The organism is Rhodoblastus sphagnicola, assembly GCF_002937075.1.
Taxonomy (GTDB): Bacteria; Pseudomonadota; Alphaproteobacteria; order Rhizobiales; family Beijerinckiaceae; genus Rhodoblastus; species Rhodoblastus sphagnicola.
Genome location: NZ_NHSJ01000067.1, coordinates 1 through 16,408 on the forward strand (window position 1 = coordinate 1; position 16,408 = coordinate 16,408).

The 16,408-nt window shown below is 60.7% G+C and carries 14 protein-coding genes, 8 pseudogenes and 1 other annotated feature; of the genes and pseudogenes, 10 read left to right on the forward strand and 12 right to left on the reverse strand.

Translation table 11 applies throughout. The annotated features are described in order from the left end of the window. Both CCR94_RS10530 and CCR94_RS10535 read right to left on the reverse strand, forming a co-directional pair. Window positions 1-603, reverse strand: a pseudogene (locus CCR94_RS10530) (IS3 family transposase); the annotation flags it as partial. Continuing rightward, window positions 206-322 (reverse strand) — a sequence feature (AL1L pseudoknot). (Overlaps the previous pseudogene by 117 nt.) A gap of 321 nt (window positions 604-924) precedes the next feature. Beyond that, on the reverse strand, window positions 925-1,125 hold the full coding sequence (locus CCR94_RS10535; RefSeq protein WP_104507819.1) for a hypothetical protein: 201 nt from the start codon (window positions 1,123-1,125) through the stop codon (window positions 925-927). A gap of 140 nt (window positions 1,126-1,265) precedes the next feature. Here CCR94_RS10535 and CCR94_RS10540 point away from each other — a divergent pair. Then, window positions 1,266-1,586 (forward strand): annotated as a pseudogene (locus CCR94_RS10540) (transposase); the annotation flags it as partial. Window positions 1,587-1,618: 32 nt separating this feature from the next. Here CCR94_RS10540 and CCR94_RS25985 read toward each other — a convergent pair. Together CCR94_RS25985 and CCR94_RS10550 are read right to left on the reverse strand one after the other, a co-directional pair. After that, window positions 1,619-2,140, reverse strand: a pseudogene (locus tag CCR94_RS25985) (IS256 family transposase); the annotation flags it as partial. A gap of 188 nt (window positions 2,141-2,328) precedes the next feature. Further along, window positions 2,329-2,598, reverse strand: coding sequence for a hypothetical protein (locus CCR94_RS10550; protein ID WP_104507821.1), 270 nt, complete (start codon window positions 2,596-2,598; stop codon window positions 2,329-2,331). A 310-nt stretch (window positions 2,599-2,908) separates the two neighbouring features. Here CCR94_RS10550 and CCR94_RS26630 point away from each other — a divergent pair, with 310 nt between their 5' ends. The 4 genes and pseudogenes from CCR94_RS26630 to CCR94_RS10565 all read left to right on the forward strand — a co-directional run. After that, the gene (locus tag CCR94_RS26630; protein ID WP_146089951.1) at window positions 2,909-3,184 is read left to right on the forward strand and encodes a helix-turn-helix domain-containing protein; all 276 of its coding nucleotides are present in this window, start codon (window positions 2,909-2,911) and stop codon (window positions 3,182-3,184) included. Window positions 3,185-3,275: 91 nt separating this feature from the next. Beyond that, window positions 3,276-3,947, forward strand: a pseudogene (locus tag CCR94_RS10555) (IS3 family transposase); the annotation flags it as partial. Between the two features lie 613 nt (window positions 3,948-4,560). Beyond that, the gene (gene ltrA / locus CCR94_RS10560; protein WP_104507828.1) at window positions 4,561-6,081 is read left to right on the forward strand and encodes a group II intron reverse transcriptase/maturase; all 1,521 of its coding nucleotides are present in this window, start codon (window positions 4,561-4,563) and stop codon (window positions 6,079-6,081) included. A 78-nt stretch (window positions 6,082-6,159) separates the two neighbouring features. Then, window positions 6,160-6,626, forward strand: a pseudogene (locus CCR94_RS10565) (transposase); the annotation flags it as partial. Window positions 6,627-6,780: 154 nt separating this feature from the next. Here CCR94_RS10565 and CCR94_RS10570 read toward each other — a convergent pair. The 3 genes and pseudogenes from CCR94_RS10570 to CCR94_RS10580 all read right to left on the reverse strand — a co-directional run. Beyond that, window positions 6,781-6,924: pseudogene (locus tag CCR94_RS10570) on the reverse strand (IS256 family transposase); the annotation flags it as partial. Window positions 6,925-7,496: 572 nt separating this feature from the next. After that, window positions 7,497-7,733, reverse strand: a complete 237-nt coding sequence (locus CCR94_RS10575; protein ID WP_104507822.1) for a hypothetical protein — start codon at window positions 7,731-7,733, stop codon at window positions 7,497-7,499. Window positions 7,734-7,899: 166 nt separating this feature from the next. Next, window positions 7,900-8,445 (reverse strand): recombinase family protein, encoded by a 546-nt coding sequence (locus CCR94_RS10580; RefSeq protein ID WP_244594026.1) that lies wholly within the window; start codon window positions 8,443-8,445, stop codon window positions 7,900-7,902. 443 nt (window positions 8,446-8,888) lie between these two features. Here CCR94_RS10580 and CCR94_RS10585 point away from each other — a divergent pair, with 443 nt between their 5' ends. Both CCR94_RS10585 and CCR94_RS10590 read left to right on the forward strand, forming a co-directional pair. Then, the gene (locus tag CCR94_RS10585) at window positions 8,889-10,124 is read left to right on the forward strand and encodes an MBL fold metallo-hydrolase (RefSeq protein WP_104507823.1); all 1,236 of its coding nucleotides are present in this window, start codon (window positions 8,889-8,891) and stop codon (window positions 10,122-10,124) included. Window positions 10,125-10,136: 12 nt separating this feature from the next. Further along, window positions 10,137-10,898, forward strand: coding sequence for an alkyl sulfatase dimerization domain-containing protein (locus tag CCR94_RS10590; RefSeq protein ID WP_275112811.1), 762 nt, complete (start codon window positions 10,137-10,139; stop codon window positions 10,896-10,898). A 265-nt stretch (window positions 10,899-11,163) separates the two neighbouring features. On the opposite strand, the gene CCR94_RS25990 is transcribed toward CCR94_RS10590, so the two are convergent. The 3 genes and pseudogenes from CCR94_RS25990 to CCR94_RS26335 all read right to left on the reverse strand — a co-directional run. Continuing rightward, window positions 11,164-11,604, reverse strand: a complete 441-nt coding sequence (locus tag CCR94_RS25990) for a group II intron maturase-specific domain-containing protein (RefSeq protein WP_244594027.1) — start codon at window positions 11,602-11,604, stop codon at window positions 11,164-11,166. Continuing rightward, window positions 11,573-11,806 (reverse strand): reverse transcriptase domain-containing protein, encoded by a 234-nt coding sequence (locus CCR94_RS26330; RefSeq protein WP_275112810.1) that lies wholly within the window; start codon window positions 11,804-11,806, stop codon window positions 11,573-11,575. The genes CCR94_RS25990 and CCR94_RS26330 overlap by 32 nt, the downstream gene beginning before the upstream one ends. A 91-nt stretch (window positions 11,807-11,897) precedes the next feature. Further along, window positions 11,898-12,167, reverse strand: a pseudogene (locus tag CCR94_RS26335) (reverse transcriptase domain-containing protein); the annotation flags it as partial. Window positions 12,168-12,544: 377 nt separating this feature from the next. Here CCR94_RS26335 and CCR94_RS25685 point away from each other — a divergent pair. The 3 genes from CCR94_RS25685 to CCR94_RS10610 all read left to right on the forward strand — a co-directional run bounded on the left by CCR94_RS25685 (window position 12,545) and on the right by CCR94_RS10610 (window position 14,798). After that, window positions 12,545-13,228: a site-specific integrase gene (locus CCR94_RS25685; RefSeq protein WP_206605815.1), complete on the forward strand. Its 684-nt coding sequence runs from the start codon at window positions 12,545-12,547 to the stop codon at window positions 13,226-13,228. Beyond that, window positions 13,213-13,638, forward strand: coding sequence for a site-specific integrase (locus CCR94_RS25690; protein ID WP_206605816.1), 426 nt, complete (start codon window positions 13,213-13,215; stop codon window positions 13,636-13,638). Before CCR94_RS25685 ends, CCR94_RS25690 begins: the two co-directional genes overlap by 16 nt. A 479-nt stretch (window positions 13,639-14,117) precedes the next feature. Continuing rightward, window positions 14,118-14,798 (forward strand): outer membrane protein, encoded by a 681-nt coding sequence (locus CCR94_RS10610; RefSeq protein ID WP_158254708.1) that lies wholly within the window; start codon window positions 14,118-14,120, stop codon window positions 14,796-14,798. Window positions 14,799-14,828: 30 nt separating this feature from the next. Here CCR94_RS10610 and istB read toward each other — a convergent pair whose 3' ends face one another. Together istB and CCR94_RS26635 are read right to left on the reverse strand one after the other, a co-directional pair. Then, the gene (gene istB, locus CCR94_RS10615; protein WP_104507827.1) at window positions 14,829-15,614 is read right to left on the reverse strand and encodes an IS21-like element helper ATPase IstB; all 786 of its coding nucleotides are present in this window, start codon (window positions 15,612-15,614) and stop codon (window positions 14,829-14,831) included. A gap of 449 nt (window positions 15,615-16,063) precedes the next feature. After that, a pseudogene (locus tag CCR94_RS26635) lies at window positions 16,064-16,291 on the reverse strand (Mu transposase domain-containing protein); the annotation flags it as partial. Window positions 16,292-16,408: the final 117 nt, after the last annotated feature.

A 16,408-nucleotide genomic window follows, 5' to 3' on the forward strand; every position in this document is an offset into this window, starting at 1 on the left:
TCGCGCGCATCAGGCGCGCCACCGTGCAGCGCGCGACCGCCACGCCTTCCCGGTTCAATTGCAGCCAAACCTTGCGCACGCCATAGACCTCGAAGTTTTCGGAAAACACCCGCCGGATCGCCACCTTGAGGGCCAGGTCGCGCCTGGCCCGCTGGGAAAGCTTCGAAGGATCAACGCGGCCGGCGACATTGGCGTGATAGGTTGAAGGGGCGATCGGCAAGACATTGCAGATCGGCTCGACCCCATGGGCTTGCCGATGATCGTCGATGAAAGCGATCATCACTTCGGTCGGCGGTCGAGCTCCGCCAGCGCAAAATATGCCGAGGCCTTGCGCAGGATCTCATTGGCCTGCCGGAGTTCACGGTTCTCGCGCTCCAGCGCCTTCAGCTTCTCGGCGACCTCGGTCGGAACGCCGACCCGCTTGCCGCTGTCGACTTCCGCCTTGCTGACCCATTCACGCAAGGTGTGCGGCGAACAGCCGATCTTGGCGGCGATCGACGACATCGCCGCCCAGCGCGAGGCGTGGTCGCCCTCGTGATCCAAAACCATCCGCACCGCGCGGGCGCGAACCTCAGGTGAAAATTTGTTGGTCGTAGTGCTCATGATGGCTCCATCCTATTTGGGAGTGGGAGCCTCCGGCAAACCCGGCGCGGTTCAACAATGCAAACGCTCGACCGTTCCAAAGACACGTCGATTCCGGCATAATATTCCGCGGCTGTCCTCCGTCCCGATGCCTGGGGCCGGCGCTAACCAGGACCCCGTTCCTCATCATACGGGGGACAGCCGCCGTCCTAAACCAGAGGCTCAGGCCGGGGCCATTACGGCATCTAAAAACGCAACGCAGCGTGCTTCAACTTCTCGCGTCGCCCCATCATTTGGCCTTGAGCCGTGTGGGTGTCCTGCACGAGCGCGAGCTTGTGCGGCTCATTGAATCGTCGTCCTTTCCAAGGACCTTCTTGGCACGGTCAAGACGACGATCTTGACGCCGGGGCCCTCCAATTCGCCCGCAAGCCGCACTTCCCCTTCAACCGACGCGGCGTCGCCCTCGGTGCAGAGGATGACGCGATAGGGTTTCGAGCTCTTCACCGACATGGCCGCGAGTCTGGCCTTGATGCTCGCCTTCATTGGATTGCTCCGGGTCCCGCTTTTCAAGTTGCGTAACCTCGATTACCCAATAAACCCTTCAATCAGCTTACTAATCTCGCCGTCCCTCGGCGGCGGCAGGTGTGATCGATCGACGACGGCGGCGGGGCTGGCGTGAGGCTCAAGAAGGCCCGTGGGGACGGAAATACCCTTCGATCGCCCAGAACTGGAGACGAAACTGGGCGCATGTCATCCTGTTTTTTGCCTTTCCGGTCGCGGTGCGAAGGATCAATTATACGACCAACGCCATCTAATCCCTGAACGCGAAGCTGCGCCGCGCGGTGCGCACGCGAGGCCATTTTCCGACCGACGACGCGGCGTTGAAATTGTTGTTTCTCGTCTTGCGCCAGGTCGCGGGACAATGGAAAACGCCACCGTGCGAATGGTGCGAGGCCAAGACCCAATTCGCCATCATGTTCGACGAAAGGTTTGTCACGGCATGATGGTCAACCCGGCCCACACACAAATTTTCAGACACTCCCGAGAGGTCGGTGGCCATCCACGCCTGCATCTTCTCGGCCGACAAGGCCACGAACCGGCGTGACACCGCCGATTTGGGTCACGCCGGCGCCCCGCTCGGCGGGGATGTCGTCGCCCGGCAGGCGAACGGCGCGGCCGAACTTGCGGGTCGACACGTTCATCAGCATCAGATTGAGCGCCCATTGGCCGAGCAGGTCCTCGTCGACTGCGGCCGCCCAACTCGGCAGGACCAACTCATCACCGCCACGGGTGCGAACGCGAGGGCGTTCGATTTCGATCTTGCCGCCGTGAAAGCCACTCTTCCCCTTTGTTATGCCCCAGCGATGACCGGCCCGGTCGTCGCCACGACCATGGCGCGGACCGCAGAATCGGACCGCGTCTTCTTCCATCATTCCAGAGAGAGTGGCCAACCCGGACGTCAGGCACAGGGGCTCGAAGCTGGCGCGGACTCTTCATTCGCAGCTTCTTCGACGAGAGCCGACGGACCGACCGCCGGCGATGTGGTAGGCTTCTTCATGGCGTTGCTTTCCTCCGAGGATTCGACACCCCGAGCCTACTGGCTCAAGGTGAGCAACGCCGCCCTCCCTTTTCAACAATGACCGGGACACATCCCCTGCGGCCACGCCGTGGCGATCATCCGTCTCGCCTCAATCCGCCTCATGTTGCGAAAGCTCTGCTTGAAAGCGTAAACTTTTCGGACGGACTCTAAGCGAATTCAACCGAGTCTCCGAGGATATTTGATTGTTTATGAGTTTTCTCCTCGCGGATTAGGTCAAGAGCTTCGATGATGTGATTGAGAGCCCGCAAAGTGGCGCCATCGTGCTCGACACCAATCGAAAGCTCCAACTGAGCGAACATCAGATTGATCTCGATTAGCTCTGCGAGTTTCTTTCCGAAGTCTGTCATATCCCCCCCCCCCCACGGTGCGCCACCGCGAAGATATGCAAACTTGGCACCAACGTGCGGCTGTTTCATAGGCGCATCTCATCAAGGTAAACATGCGCAAATCCAGAAATAAGCGGCAGCGATCAACCCTTCAGGTCGGCGAGTGCTATTTCGTAAATAATCCTTATCAAACACGATATCGACATATTATCGAAATTTATATATAATACAGCTGCGTCGATTGCATCGACTTGTTAAATTAAGTCGCCACTGAGCGTGAGAGCTACGCTCCTTAAAAAATGCATATGTCTTGTAGTTGCTTCGGTTTTTTGTTTGTGGCAATAGACAGTCGCAGTTTGTGTTGTCTGTATGAAAGATTTTTATCGGAGTTGATGCCGTAATGTCAGGTTCAAATCCCATTGACACACACGTCGGCACCCGGTTGAGAGCCAAGCGGCTTAAGGAGTGCCTAATTATTGAGCAGATGGCATCTCGTATCGACATCAGCCCGGCTTGTCTACTTGAGTACGAGAACGGCACGCAACGAATTCCTGCGGCGATTTTGGTCAGGCTGTCCCGCGCGCTTTGTGTCGCTCCCACCTATTTCTTTGAGCCGCTTCTAAACGGTTGCGATCACCTGCCGGCGAGCGGGAATGGGCGACAACGCGACGCATGACGATGAGAGCTGGCTCGGGAAATCTGGACAGGGCGATAAGTGGCTTTTCCGCCTGATGCGCGGCGATGATCGCCGCGCATCAGGAGAGATCATGACCAAGCGACCGCGCCGGAACCACACGCCGGCCTTCAAGGCGAAGGTGGCTCTGGCCGCCCTGAAGGGCGAGAAGACGCTGACGGAGTTGGCGCAAGACTTCGAGGGTCCATCCCAACCAGATCAGGGACTGGAAGGCGCAATTGCTGGAAGGCGCGGCCGGTGTGTTCGGCGCCGACGCCTCGACTGCACAAGGGCCGCCGGTGGATTTGAAGGCGCTCCACGCCAAGATCGGAGAGCTGGCGCTGGAGAATGATTTTTTGGAAGGCGCGCTCATCAAGGCCGGCATGCTGAGCGCAAAAAGATGATCGACCGCAATCACGCTCTTCCCATCGTCCGTCAGGCCAAGGTCCTCAACATCAGTCGCGGCAGCGTCTATTACCAGCCGTGTCCGACCTCGCCCGAGGACCTCGCGCTGATGCGCCGCATCGACGAATTGCATCTGGAATTCCCGTTCGCGGGCAGCCGGATGTTACGGGACTTTCTGGACCGCGAGGGCCTCAAGGCCGGTCGCCGCCATGTCGCCACGCTGATGAAGCGCATGGGCATTGAAGCGATCTATCGCTGGCCCAACACGTCCAAGCCGACGCCGGGCCACAAGATTTATCCGTATCTGCTGCGCGGCGTGAAGGTCGATCGGCCCAACCAGGTGTGGGCTATGGACATCAGTGCGCCATGCGGCGGGGAGGTTGAGATGTAATTGATCGAGATCGACTCGCTTGCTGGCTATTTGACCGATCGCTGCAATGCGATCCGATCCGGGAAGGAGCCCGGATTGAAGGGGTCTGTCCGAGCGTGTCGGGTTCCGCCGGCACGTGGAAGAGCTGACAGACTGAACTGTACCGGATGCCGCCATTCACGGCAGGTCGGGCTACCACACGTTCCATGGCGAGACAACGAAGTGTGCGCCGGAAGCCTCTGTATTTACTCGACAACACCCCTACGACGTTGAATGGAACTGGGGGCCATTGCGATCTGACCCGGTTGGGCTTGATGTTCCTTACCGACGCGACGGCATTTGCCGGCGCGGTGACGATGACCTCCTCAGTGGTCGTCACCCAGTATCGCCAGGGGTAGAGCACGCCGCCTAAAGGACGAAGGTCAAGAGCTGGAACATGGGAACCCTGAACGACCGCTCGGGATCGGACCCGAGCTATCCGCGGAGACCGGCGACGGCCGTATCAGGGGGCGGAGCCTGCGTAGTAGTCCGAGCACGGGAAAGCCATGTGCATGGCGAAGGCAGGCAGGGAACCGATAGAACTGCAAAGACGGAGGAACCACCCGTGGACTCGGGTGATCAAGCCGATCAGGCTTGGCTCCTCGGCATTCAACGCAAACTCTATCAGTGGAGCAGTACAAATCCCGACGACACCTACGGAGACTTGTGGAACTGGATCATTGATCGCCGCAACCTCCGCATAGCCTGGCAACGGATCGCCCGCAACAAGGGAAGCCGCACCGCTGGGGTCGACGGGATGACGGTCGCGAGCATTCGCGCGACAATGGGTGAAGAGGCGTTCATTGAACACCTCCGTGACGACCTGCGGAATGGCCGATACCAACCGAGCCCATCCCGCCGGAAGCTAATCCCAAAGCCGGGCAAACCAGGGAAATTCCGTCCTCTGGGCATTCCGACCGTGCGTGACCGCGTCGTACAGGGCGCGGTGAAGAATCTTTTGGAGCCGATATTCGAGGCAAACTTCTGGCACATCTCCTATGGGTTCCGACCCGGGCGAGGATGCCATGGCGCCTTGGAGCACATCCGCATGAGCATGCGACCGCGAGCAAAAGCCGAAGACGGCCGACGCCAGCGGACGCCTTATACCTGGATCATCGAAGGCGACATCAAGGGCTGTTTTGACAACATCGATCACCACAAGCTGATGCAACGCGTCCGCGCACGCATCGGCGATATCAAGGTGACGCGGTTGCTCGGGCAGTTCCTGAAGGCCGGCGTCTTGGCGGAAGGCATCGTCCTTCCGACAGCCTACGGCACGCCACAAGGGGGTGTAATCTCGCCACTGCTCGCCAATATCGCCCTCGGCGTCATCGAGGAACGATATGAGCGGTGGACCCACCACCGACAGAAGATCCGGGCGCATCGCAGCTGTGACCCAGTGACGGCAGCGATGCAGGCCCGCATGACCGACCGCAAAGCCGGACGGCCGGTGTTCTTTCCGATCAGATACGCCGACGATTTCATCGTTCTCGTCGCAGGCACCCGCGAGCAAGCTGAACACGAAAAAGCGGCGCTCGCCGGATACCTGCTTGAAACAATGGGGTTGGAACTGTCGATCGAAAAGACCCGCGTCTCCGATCCGACCGAGGGATTCGATTTCCTCGGACACCGGGTTCGCTACAAATGGCATCCCCGGTTCGGCTACATGCCGAGGATTGAAATCCCGACCGAAAAGCGGGCGGATATTCGGTACAAGGTGAAGCAGTTGACCCTACGATCGACGGTCGGCTGGTCGCTGACGCACCTCCTCCAGAAGCTGAATCCCATCCTGCGAGGCTGGGGGAATTACTTCCGCTTTTGTACAGGGGCAAGCGATCTATTTGCGAACATCGACCACTACGTCGGCGATCGCATTTGGCGCTGGCTCATGAAAAAGCACCAATCCCTCAGCCGCAAGAAGACGATAATACGGCGACTGCCGAGCCGTCTTCGGCCCACTCGACGTGTCTGGCGGAAAGGACGGACTGAACAGTTCCTCCTTTCCTCGCTCACGGTCCAGCGGTTTCGACGCGGATGGATGCACGCTCCTGCATACGCCTTGGTTCCTGGAAAGCCGGATGCATAACGAAAGGTGCACGTCCGGTTTGGAAGGCGGGCGTCGGAAACCGGCAGCAGCAATGCTGCACGGCGCTGACGCTCGACCTTACCCTACATCCCGATGGCGCGCGGCTTTGTCTACCTGGCCGCGGTGGTCGACTGGTTCAGCCGGCGCGTGCTGAGCCATCGCGTGTCGATCACGATGGAGGCCGACTTCTGCGTCGAGGCGCTGGAGGAGGCCCTGGCGAGGCATGGCAAGCCGGGAATATTCAACACAGACCAAGGCAGCCAGTTCACCAGCGAGGCGTTCACCGGCGTGCTGATCGCCAACGAGATCAAGATCAGCATGGACGGCAAGGGCGCCTCGCGCGACAACGTCTTCGTCGAGCGCATCTGGAAATCGGTCAAATACGAAGAGGTGTATCTGCACGCCTATGACAGCGTCGGCGTGGCGCGCGCCTCGATCGGCCGGTATCTCGATTTTACAACCGACACCGCCCGCACTCGTCGCTTGACCGACGCACGCCGGACGAGGCCTACTTCGACCCGACGCCCCGTCTGGCGGCTGCATGAATTTTTCCGCCGCCGTGGTGTTGGATGCGACTACGGTCGGGCTACGCCCTACCTGCGTCACACCCAACACCACGGCGCCATCTGACGAAAGAACCCGACAGAAAAACACCTATCGTTCGCGGAAAAATGTTCAGATAACCGGGACCAGCTCTCTCTTCTCGCCGTGCGCCGCGCCGGTCAGCGCACCCACTTCCAGCTCCATCAGCCGTTGCGCTCCAAAGCCGATCATCTCGCGCAGAAAATCCGCGTCGGCGCTCTTCTCCATCAGCCCGCGAAGGGCCATGATCTCGTCGGTCATCCTCAGTTCCTTGGTCAGGGTTGGTGTCAGCAACCCGTCCTTACCGAAGAATCGTGGATGACCACCCAACGCCTGCGCGCCGGCCGCTACGCCGCTCGCTCGCTACGGCGCCATGAGGGCGCGCGTCGCGAGCGGCTACGCTACATTCTCAGAGCTACACCACCTCTGGGGGCACGATCTTGGATGCCCGATTCACCACGTTTAGATGGTACCGGGAAAACATGACCTTGATCGAGCGAAATTGTCGATTGGTGGAAAAGCACTGCTTGATATCGTCCGACAAGGTGGTCCGGTCGAATATGAGCCGCCGAATGCGCCAACTATCTCAATCACTCAGGATATCGCCACAGACCGTGAAAATGCTCTAGAAAGTAGGGAATCTGAAGATACTTCTCGCAGTGGAGAGCTACGTCCTTCCTCCGCTGGTAAGGCTGCATCACAAAAAACCCGCCCCAGTGATGTAGCGACACCGAGGCAGGCCATGAGGACCATTGCCAGAGGCAAGCGGCATGTGAATCTAATAGGAATTGCGAGCGATTCCCACTAATCGGCTGGTTGTGTCCTGATGCCGATCAAGCCGCTTCCGACTGCTCTTCCGGCTCGGCGTCATCCGTCGGGATGTCGTATTCAGCCATGACCACCCTCAGGCAGCCCTCTGCTTGGCGGATATGATCGAGCGCCCGCATAATCGAGTCTCGGTCTGCGATAGTTGCGATCTCTGCCATAGCATAATGCAGGTTGATCGTGGCGAAGGCGGTGAGGCTGGTCGCTGCGGTTGCCAATTTATCCCCCCAATCCTGGCAGCGCACGAATCAGCGCCAGTCATCTAACGTTAGGTTGTGGCAATTAAGTTGATCAATCCACAGTTGCGCACATTCTGATTAAACTTTAGTCTAATAATGGCGTCGCAGCACGTTGGGGTCACGACAAGATCAGAGCAATATAAGCACGCTAACTTGAACGAAACGGGAACGATCAGGCTTCTGCCTGTGATTTCGCCTGCGTTGCTACCGGGGCGGACCACCCGACGCGCTGAAGCGTATCGATCAAAGTGGTGCGGGGAACCCTGAACGTGCGGCAGACGGAGGCTTTGCTGGCGCCGTTGTCCAGCGTGGCGACAATCTGTTCCAACTTTTCGGAATCGATGACGGGTTGGTGGCCGCCCCGGCGTCCCCGGCGCTTGGCGGCGGCCAATCCCGCCATGACCCGTTCGCGGGTCAAGGCGCGCTCATATTGAGCCAGAGCGCCAAAGACAGAAAACAGAAGCTCGCCATGCGGCGTAGTCGTGTCAATCTGCTCCGTAAGAAAGCGGAACGCCACGCCCTTCTTCTTCAGGTCGGCAATAATCGACAGCAGGTTGGGCAGCGACCGTCGCAGCCTGTCGAGTTTCCAGACGACAAGACAATCGCCGGCGCGCAAATCCAGGGGACAGGCCTTGAGGTCGTCGCGCGCGCCGCTGGCCTTTTCGGCGTGGAGATGGCGCTCATCTACGCCCACCGCGATCAGGGCGGCGCGTTGCAAGTCATTCGATTACCGGTCGTCGGTCGAGGAGACGCGCATATATCCGACGAACATATACGGAAAACTTTGAGTTTAGCGTCTCCGTAAATATTGTCATGACGACAGGGTTTGTCGTATAAAATTGTGGACGATTTAAACCACGTCTTTGCCGTCGATCCGGGCTGAACGACAATCATCTGTTTCCCGACATCGTCGCCGATCAGCTGCTCAAACCCGCAATTACAATTTTTCGCAGAGTTTCAAGGCCCACACGTCGTAGTGTTTCCTATTTGTCCGCTGATGCGTATCCGAAGGGCGTTTCGTTAGTTCGGGCCGATACGCTCCGCCCTGTGCCGGGGGCCCACAGAGTATATCGCGGCGGCTGCCCTGATTATCTTGCCAGCCAAATGTCGATCGATTAAATAGGTTATTAGTTTGGCTCGTCAGACATTTTAGGGGAACTCATGCGTTTTCGCGTCCGTCACGCCTGCTTGATCGTAGCCATCTGCCTGATCAAGACATCGACGCTCGCCCAAGAGACTGCGTCGGGTGGCGTCACGGACGGCGAGCAGGGGGCTCTCGCCAGCAAGCCGCCCAGCGCTTTTACGACCCAGGCGCTTCAGGCGTTTGCAAAAACGCTTCCGATCAGCGACCGCGAAGACTTCGACCTCGTCCAGCGCGGCTTCCTGGCGACGGCACCGGACGGCAAGCTCCTGAATCCTGACGGGCAGCCTGTCGCTGATGTCGATTCAGACGCCTTCTTCAAGCAGTCCGCTCCCCCGACCGTAAATCCCAGCCTGTGGCGCAACGCCCAACTGCTGGAGAAACACGGCTTGTTCGTAGTGGCCAACCGCATCTATCAGATCCGCGGCTTTGCCATATCCAACATATCCGTCATCGTTGGGAACACCGGCTACATCGTCGTTGACCCCGGCAGCGAGGCCGAAGCCTTTACGGGGCTGAAGCTGCTCTATGAACATGTCGGCAAAAAACCGATCGTAGGCGTGATCTACACGCACAGCCATTCCGATCATTATGGCGGCGTGCGCGGGGTCATTTCCGATGAGGATGCCGCGGCGCGCAAGGTTCCTGTCATTGCGCCCCAGGGCATCATCAAGGAAATTTTGAGCGAAACGGTGATCGCTGGCCCGGCCATGAGCCGCCGGGCCGCTTACCAATTTGGCTTTGGGCTGCCGGTCGCGGCGACAGGCAACGTCAATATCGGAATAGGTCCGCAGATCAAGCTGATCGACATTGCGTCAGCCCGGGGAGCCGCGCTGACGCGCGGTCGCCTCCCGATCGCGCCAACGCACGAGATTGCTCAGACCGGCGAGACGCTGACGATCGACGGCGTGCGCTTCGAATTCCAGATGGCGCAGAACACCGAGGCGCCGGCGGAGATGTTTTTCTATCTGCCCGATTTCAAGGCCTTGTGCCTCGCCGAGGACGCCAACGGCACGCTGCACAATGCGCTGCCAGCACGCGGCGCTCTGGTCCGCGATACGAAGAGCTGGGCGAACGCCTTGGGCGAGGCGATCAGTCGCTATGGCGATCGCACCGACGTTCTGTTCACGTCGCATTTTTGGCCGCATTGGGGGCAGGCCAGAATCGTCGACTATCTCGCCAACCAGCGCGATGCCTATGAGTATCTGCACGACCAGAGCGTCCGACTGATGAACGACGGCCTCACAGGCCCTTAGATCGCGCGGACGATCCGCTATCCCGATGCGCTGTCGGCAAAGTGGTACAATCACGAGTATTACGGCTCGCTCAGCCATAATTCACGGGCGGTCTATCATCGCTACATGGGCTTCTATGACGGCAATCCCGCGCATCTCGACCCAATGACGCTGACCGAGGAGGCCAGCCACTATGTCGAGGCGCTCGGCGGCGGCGCGCGCGTGCTGGAACTGGCCAAGGCGGCGATCAGCAAGGGCGATGATCGCTGGGCGGTGGATCTGCTCAACAAGCTGGTTTTCGCCGATCCCGCGAATCGCGCCGCGCAGTTGACCCTGGCGGACGTTTACGAACAGCTCGCCTATCGGGCCGAGAGCTCGACTTGGCGCAATGGCTATCTCGAGGCGGTGACGGAATTGCGCCGGGGGCAGGTCCAGCCCAGGCGTACGGCGCCGTTTGCGGGTCTGGTCGGCCTCCCGACCGATCTGCTGCTTGACGCCGTGGCGTTGCGGCTAGCGCCGGACCGCGCGAGGGATGCGCCGTTTGCCTTCACCATTTCGGATCCGGAGACGGACAAGAACCAGGTCGTGCAGGTGCGCAATTCGGTTCTGGTGCATGAGGACGCCTCCGCTCCGCTGGTCGGCGCGCCGATCCTGAAACTGACCGCGGCGCAGTTCCATGCGGCGCTGACGGGCGAAGGACAGCCGGCGCTCTCTGCCGATGATCATGCGCTGGTTCGGCGTTTCGCGGCGTTGTTCGATGGGCCTCTGACAAATTTCGCGATCGTCACGCCTTGATGCTGCGCCGCCGCCCGCGGAGTTGGTCGATCGGTTGATCTTGAGGCGCAGACGGCGAGCCTCCTTGTGGGTGCATGGCGTAATCCATGTCCCTCTGCCACGAGCACCAACCGCGAGTTACTGCTTGCTGGCGGTGAGCCGCCCTTGCCGAGGGTTCCTATGGAGGTCGCCTTCCCGCCGATGATCGGGATAGGGGGACGCGTCGCAGCGCCGCCCCTCCCACACCACCGGACATACGGGTCCGTACCACGGCGGTTCGATCAAGTTATGCTTCGGTGGGAACAAAGATTCGCGGAAGACCAAGCGAGTCGAAATAGGCGTTGCGTAGCGCCTGTTGAACGGCGGGATGTCCCGACATTCGCCATAGCCGCGTCGGCGATCCGGCCGCGACCGCAGCGGGGAACTTTGATACGCCACATCGGCGCAGTTCCTTGAAGCGATTTTGCCCAGTTCGCCACTGCCGCCAAAGATACATGCGTAATCTTCGGCGAATCCACGCTGCGAGGTTTGTGAGCATCCGAGGTGTTTGACAGAAGCCAAAGTAGCCGCGCCATCCAACGATGTATGGCTTCAGCCCCTTGATCAGCTGTTCCAAACTTTTCTCCGATGTCCGGCATGTCATGTCCCGGAGCCGCGCCTTGAACTTGTCGAGGGCTTTCGGCGCGACGCGCCGCTCACTCCCGTCGTTCGAGATGCTGAACCCCAAGAACTTGCGCTCCTCCGTGCCGCGACGCCGCGCTTTTCGCCTCAGTGACCTTCAGCCGCAGCTCGGTGGTCAGGAACCGGCTGACTGAGGCCATGACCCTTTCTCCTGCACGACGGCTGCGGACATAAATGTTGCAGTCGTCGGCATAGCGGCAGAAGCGGTGTCCGCGTCGGGCCAGTTCCTTGTCGAGGTCGTCGAGCACGAGGTTGCTTAGGATTGGCGAAAGCGGGTCGGCCCTGCGGCGTGCCCTCATCCACGGGACAGACCAAACCGTCTTCCATCACCCCGGCGTTGAGAAAGGCCCGGATGAGTTTGAGCACGCGCTTATCGGACACACGTGCGGCGACGCGCGCCACCAGGCTGTCATGATTGACTCGATCGAAGAAATTGGCCAAGTCCAGATCAACCACCGTTTGATATCCTTCCTTCAGGTATCCCGTTGCTTCGGCGACGGCGGTGTGAGCCCCGCGCTTTGGCCGGAAACCGTGACTGCTGGGATGGAAAGTCGGTTCAAAAATCGGCTCCAATGCTTGAAGAACCGCCTGTTGCACCGTTCGGTCCACAATGTTCGGAATGCCAAGCCCCCGATGCCCGCCCCCGGGCGTCGGCAGCCAACCCGGCGGACATCGCCGGGCCGGTAGCGTGCCGTCAGCAAGTCGCGGCGCAAACGAGCGATGATCGACGGGGCTTTCGCCTCCGCCGCTTCGACCGTCCGCCCGTCCAATCCCGGCGCTCCTTTGTTGCGCACCACGTTCAGCAGCGCCTTGGTCAGATTGACTTCCGACGCCACCTCTTCGAGCAACCGACTGACGTCGGCCACGCTGGCGACAGAACCTGTCGTCTTCTTGGTCCTCGCTTTATGAAGCAGGAAGCTTCGCCGCCCGCGGCTCGGGCGACCCGCCCCCCGAAGGCCTGTCGGCGAACACGAGGCTCAATTGCCGTGGTCCCGTCTTTTTCAATCCATCTCTCCCTTTGCTCCACCGGCTTTCACCGGTTTCCCGGCTACTATGAAGAGATCCGACTTCTGCATGGGCGTCGTCCCGTCGTCGTTGCCTTCTCCGAGTCTACCGCTCGCGCGGACCCATGCAGACCTCCCTGGGTAAGAACACTGGATATCCCGCCGCTCCCGCCCCCCTATTACCGCCCCGGTCTCGGTTGGATTTGGGGCGTCGCGTTCGAGGACACGCTGACCCGGCCGGTTCGGCTTGCATGGGAGCCACACATTCAAACAGCTCCTGTTCGTGCAATTGATTGCACGAACCTGACCGATCTTGTTGAAGCCTTCGTTCAGGCCGGCATCGCGCCGGCGACGCGACGCGCCTACAGATCGGACCTCGATCACTTCTTCGGTTGGGGCGGCACGATCCCGGCCAGCGACGCCGAGGTCGCGGCCTACGTCGCCGCCCATGCCGAGGTGCTGAAGGTGGCCACGCTCAACCGGCGGCTTGCAGCGATCTCGGTAGCGCATGACGCGCAGGGTCATCCTTCTCCGGTCGGCCCGCCGCTGGTACGCGCGACCATGCGTGGCATTAGGCGGGAGCGAGGCGTCGCTCAGCGCCGAGCCCGCCCGCTCCTGAGCGAAGACCTGTTCGCCGTCCTCGCCCCGCGATGGGCGACAGCCTAAAGGATGCGCGCGAACGCGCCCTCCCGCTGATCGGCTTCGCAGGCGGGTTCCGGCGATCAGAACTTTGTGCAATTGATTGCACCGACGTGGAGCGGGTCCGTCAAGGAGTGGTCATCACCCTGCGCCGATCGAAGACCGACCAGGACGGCGAAGGCCGCAAGATCGGCGTCACGTTCGGCCGCACCAAATTCTGTCCCGTTCACGCGCTCGAAATCTGGCTCGACCGCGGCAGGATCAGCGAGGGGCCGATCTTCCGCCGGGTGGGCAAGCACGGATGGGTGTTCGGCGACGCCCTCTCGCCCGAGGCCGTGTTCCTGATCGTCCGCGAGCGCGTCGCCGCCGCCGACTACAATCCCGCCCCCTGCTCCGGCCACTCGCTGCGGTCCGGCCTGGCCACCAGCGCCGCGTAGGCTGGCGTCGACACCAGGAAGATCAAAGAGCAGACCGGCGACGCCATGCTCCGCCGGTATGTTCGCGACGGTGAGTTGTTCTTGGAAAATGCGGCGGGTGCGCTCATCTGACCTAACGATCGTTCCTTGGCTGAAGGTATTAGGCCAAGCCAATGAGATACCTTAAACAGATCTATCGCCGGAATATGCAGAATAAATGATGAATGCTCATTGCCGACGCTCACCATTTTTTAACTGAGAAAATTTATATTTTTTACACAGCTAAGGATATTGCAAATGAAGTCGATCATATTTTGCTCAATCATCAGCGTCGTTGCGGTAACATCTGCCTTTGCACAGTTGGGCTGTTGTGTATAATTCTCCGACATACGGCGATGCTCCGCCTCTCCAGAAAGGTTATGACCGGCAGATGACGGTGACGGTGGGGTCGCCGCGCGATTTCGAGCCCTCGTACTTCTCGTGGAGTGGAATCTATATTTGTGGAAACATCGGCTTTTCTGACGGAAGCCTCCGTTATCCTGCGGCCATCAGTTCCAGCAGCGGCGCGACTGAATTCGAGCGGCGTTCTTGGTGGCGGCCAAGTCGGCGTCAATTACCAGCTTAGAGGTCCGTTCGTCGTTGGCCTCGAAGCGGACATCCAAGGCGCGTCGGTGACGGGTGAAGTCGGCGTCGACTCGTCGCTTGGAACCACCCTGTCTGGGAAAGCCGGCTCGCGCGTTGACTTCCTGGGCACGGTGCGCGCCCGCGTCGGAGCGGTGATCCTCGACCGTGGCCTGCTCTATGCGACCGGCGGCTTTGCCTATGCCGGGGGCAACAGCGACGTCAACGCCTCCTACAACGGCTCTTCTGTTTACATCTCCAAGGAGACGCTGGCGCGGGGCTTCGCTGTGGGTGGCGGATTGGAATACGCCCTGACCAATCATTGGTCGCTGCGCAGCGAATATCTCTATGCCGATCTCGGCAAGACCTCGCTCTACAATGGTTCCTATTTCTCGGCCAACGCGAACCTCGCGGTCGAAACCACGACGCACATCTTGCGCGCCGGCGTGAACTATAGGTTTGGCGGACCGGAGCTGCGGATTCCGACGAAGCCGGCCATGCATTCCAATATGAAGCCGGCCACCTATTCCGATCTGAAGCCGGCCAGCGTTCCGATTTGAAGCCGGCCACTTGCAGTTTGCCGCCGCAGGTCAGGATTGATGATGTTGCGCTGTTTCTGATTGGTCAAGAGCGGATGGATTTCGGGTGGACGAGCGCGTCTTGCGCAGGCTCTCGCCGGCCAGATCGATCCGATAGGCATTGTGGATGACGCGGTCGAGGATCGCGTCGGCGAGGGTCGGGATTCCGATCATGTCGTGCCAGCGGTCGACGGGAACCTGGCTGGTGATGATGAGAGAGCCCTTGTCGTAGCGGTCTTCGATGATTTCGAGCAGATCGCGCGCCTGTTCGGGCGTCAGGGCCTCCGGCCCCCAGTCATCCAGGATGAGCAATTTGGCGCGGGCGATCGAGCGCAAAAGCCGCGGGTAGCGCGCATCGCCATGCGCGATCGCCAGATCGGCGAACAGCCTGGGCATGCGGGTGTAGAGAACGGAGGTGTTTTCCCGGCAGGCCTTCTGTCCGAGCGCACAGGCCAGCCAACTCTTGCCCAGGCCGGCGGCGCCGGTGATGAGTAGATGGCGCCGCTCGGCGAGCCAGTCGCAGGCGCCGAGCTTGAGGAACAGGGCGCGATCCAGCCCGCGCGGGATCTGGTAGTTGACGTCCTCGACGCTGGCCTGATGGCGCAGGCGCGCGGCTCGGGCGCGCGTTTCGAACTGTTTCTGCCGGCGCAGCGTCGTCTCATATTCGAGCAGCAGGCCGAGCCATTCGGCGTGATCGAGGCCGCGCGCTTCCGGTCGGTTTTCAAGTTCCTTGAACCCCTTGGCCAAGCCGTGAAGACCGAGGGCGTGCAAGTTTTCGAGCGTCGGATGAGCAAGCATGAGGATGTCCTCTCAATGGTAATAGCCGGGACCGCGCACGTTGGCGTGGTCGAACAGGGGGCCTGGCCGCCGTCATTGGCCGCCGCCTTGTCGCGCTTCTGGGTGAGAAGGGAGGCGACGCTCTTGCAGTTGAACGCGCCGAGTTCGAGGGCGCGGGCTGAGACCGCCTCGACGCGGGTCGGATCGACGCCGCGATAGGAGCGCAGAATCCCCAGGCAGGTGCGAAAGCCCTGTTCGGGATGCGGCCGGCTGGCGAGCACGGCGACGATCAGCCCCTCGGTGTTCGGGCCGATCTTGGCGGCCCAGCGGCGGAACCGATCCGGCGTCCACTCGGCGTAACGCCGGTGCGAGCTGGGCATGTGCTCAGGGGTCGTGCCGTGCTTGCGGCCCATGTAGCGCCGCTGATGGGCGCCGACCCGCTGGCCGCGATGGAAAATCTCGACGGTGCGGGCGGTGATGCGCACATCGACCTCGGCGCGGATCAGCGTGTGCGGAACCGAATAGAGGAAGTCATGCGCTTCGATGTGATAATCGAGATTGACCCGCGCGCGCTGCCATTCCGCGAACTCCCACTCCTCGGCGGGCAAATCGTTGAGGGCGGCGCGCTCGATTTTCTCGAACAGTTCCCGCCGGCTGACGCCGAGCTTGCGCATGGGGCGCTCGTTCATGCGTTGCATGACAAGCACGATGGCCTCGTTGCATTCGGCGAGCGAGAAGAAGGTCAGTCGGCGCAATCGCCCGAGAATGTAGGTCTGGGCGAAGCGCACGCCGGCCTCGACTTTTGCCTTGTCCCT

What these genes read in the sequence shown, in the direction of transcription:
- CCR94_RS10550 (WP_104507821.1), bottom strand. Translation starts at nt 2,598, where the DNA reads ATGAAACAGCCGCACGTTGGTGCCAAGTTTGCATATCTTCGCGGTGGC.
- CCR94_RS10585 (WP_104507823.1), top strand. Translation starts at nt 8,889, where the DNA reads ATGCGTTTTCGCGTCCGTCACGCCTGCTTGATCGTAGCCATCTGCCTG.
- CCR94_RS26630 (WP_146089951.1), top strand. Translation starts at nt 2,909, where the DNA reads ATGTCAGGTTCAAATCCCATTGACACACACGTCGGCACCCGGTTGAGA.
- CCR94_RS25690 (WP_206605816.1), top strand. Translation starts at nt 13,213, where the DNA reads ATGGGCGACAGCCTAAAGGATGCGCGCGAACGCGCCCTCCCGCTGATC.
- istB (WP_104507827.1), bottom strand. Translation starts at nt 15,614, where the DNA reads ATGCTTGCTCATCCGACGCTCGAAAACTTGCACGCCCTCGGTCTTCAC.
- CCR94_RS10535 (WP_104507819.1), bottom strand. Translation starts at nt 1,125, where the DNA reads ATGAAGGCGAGCATCAAGGCCAGACTCGCGGCCATGTCGGTGAAGAGC.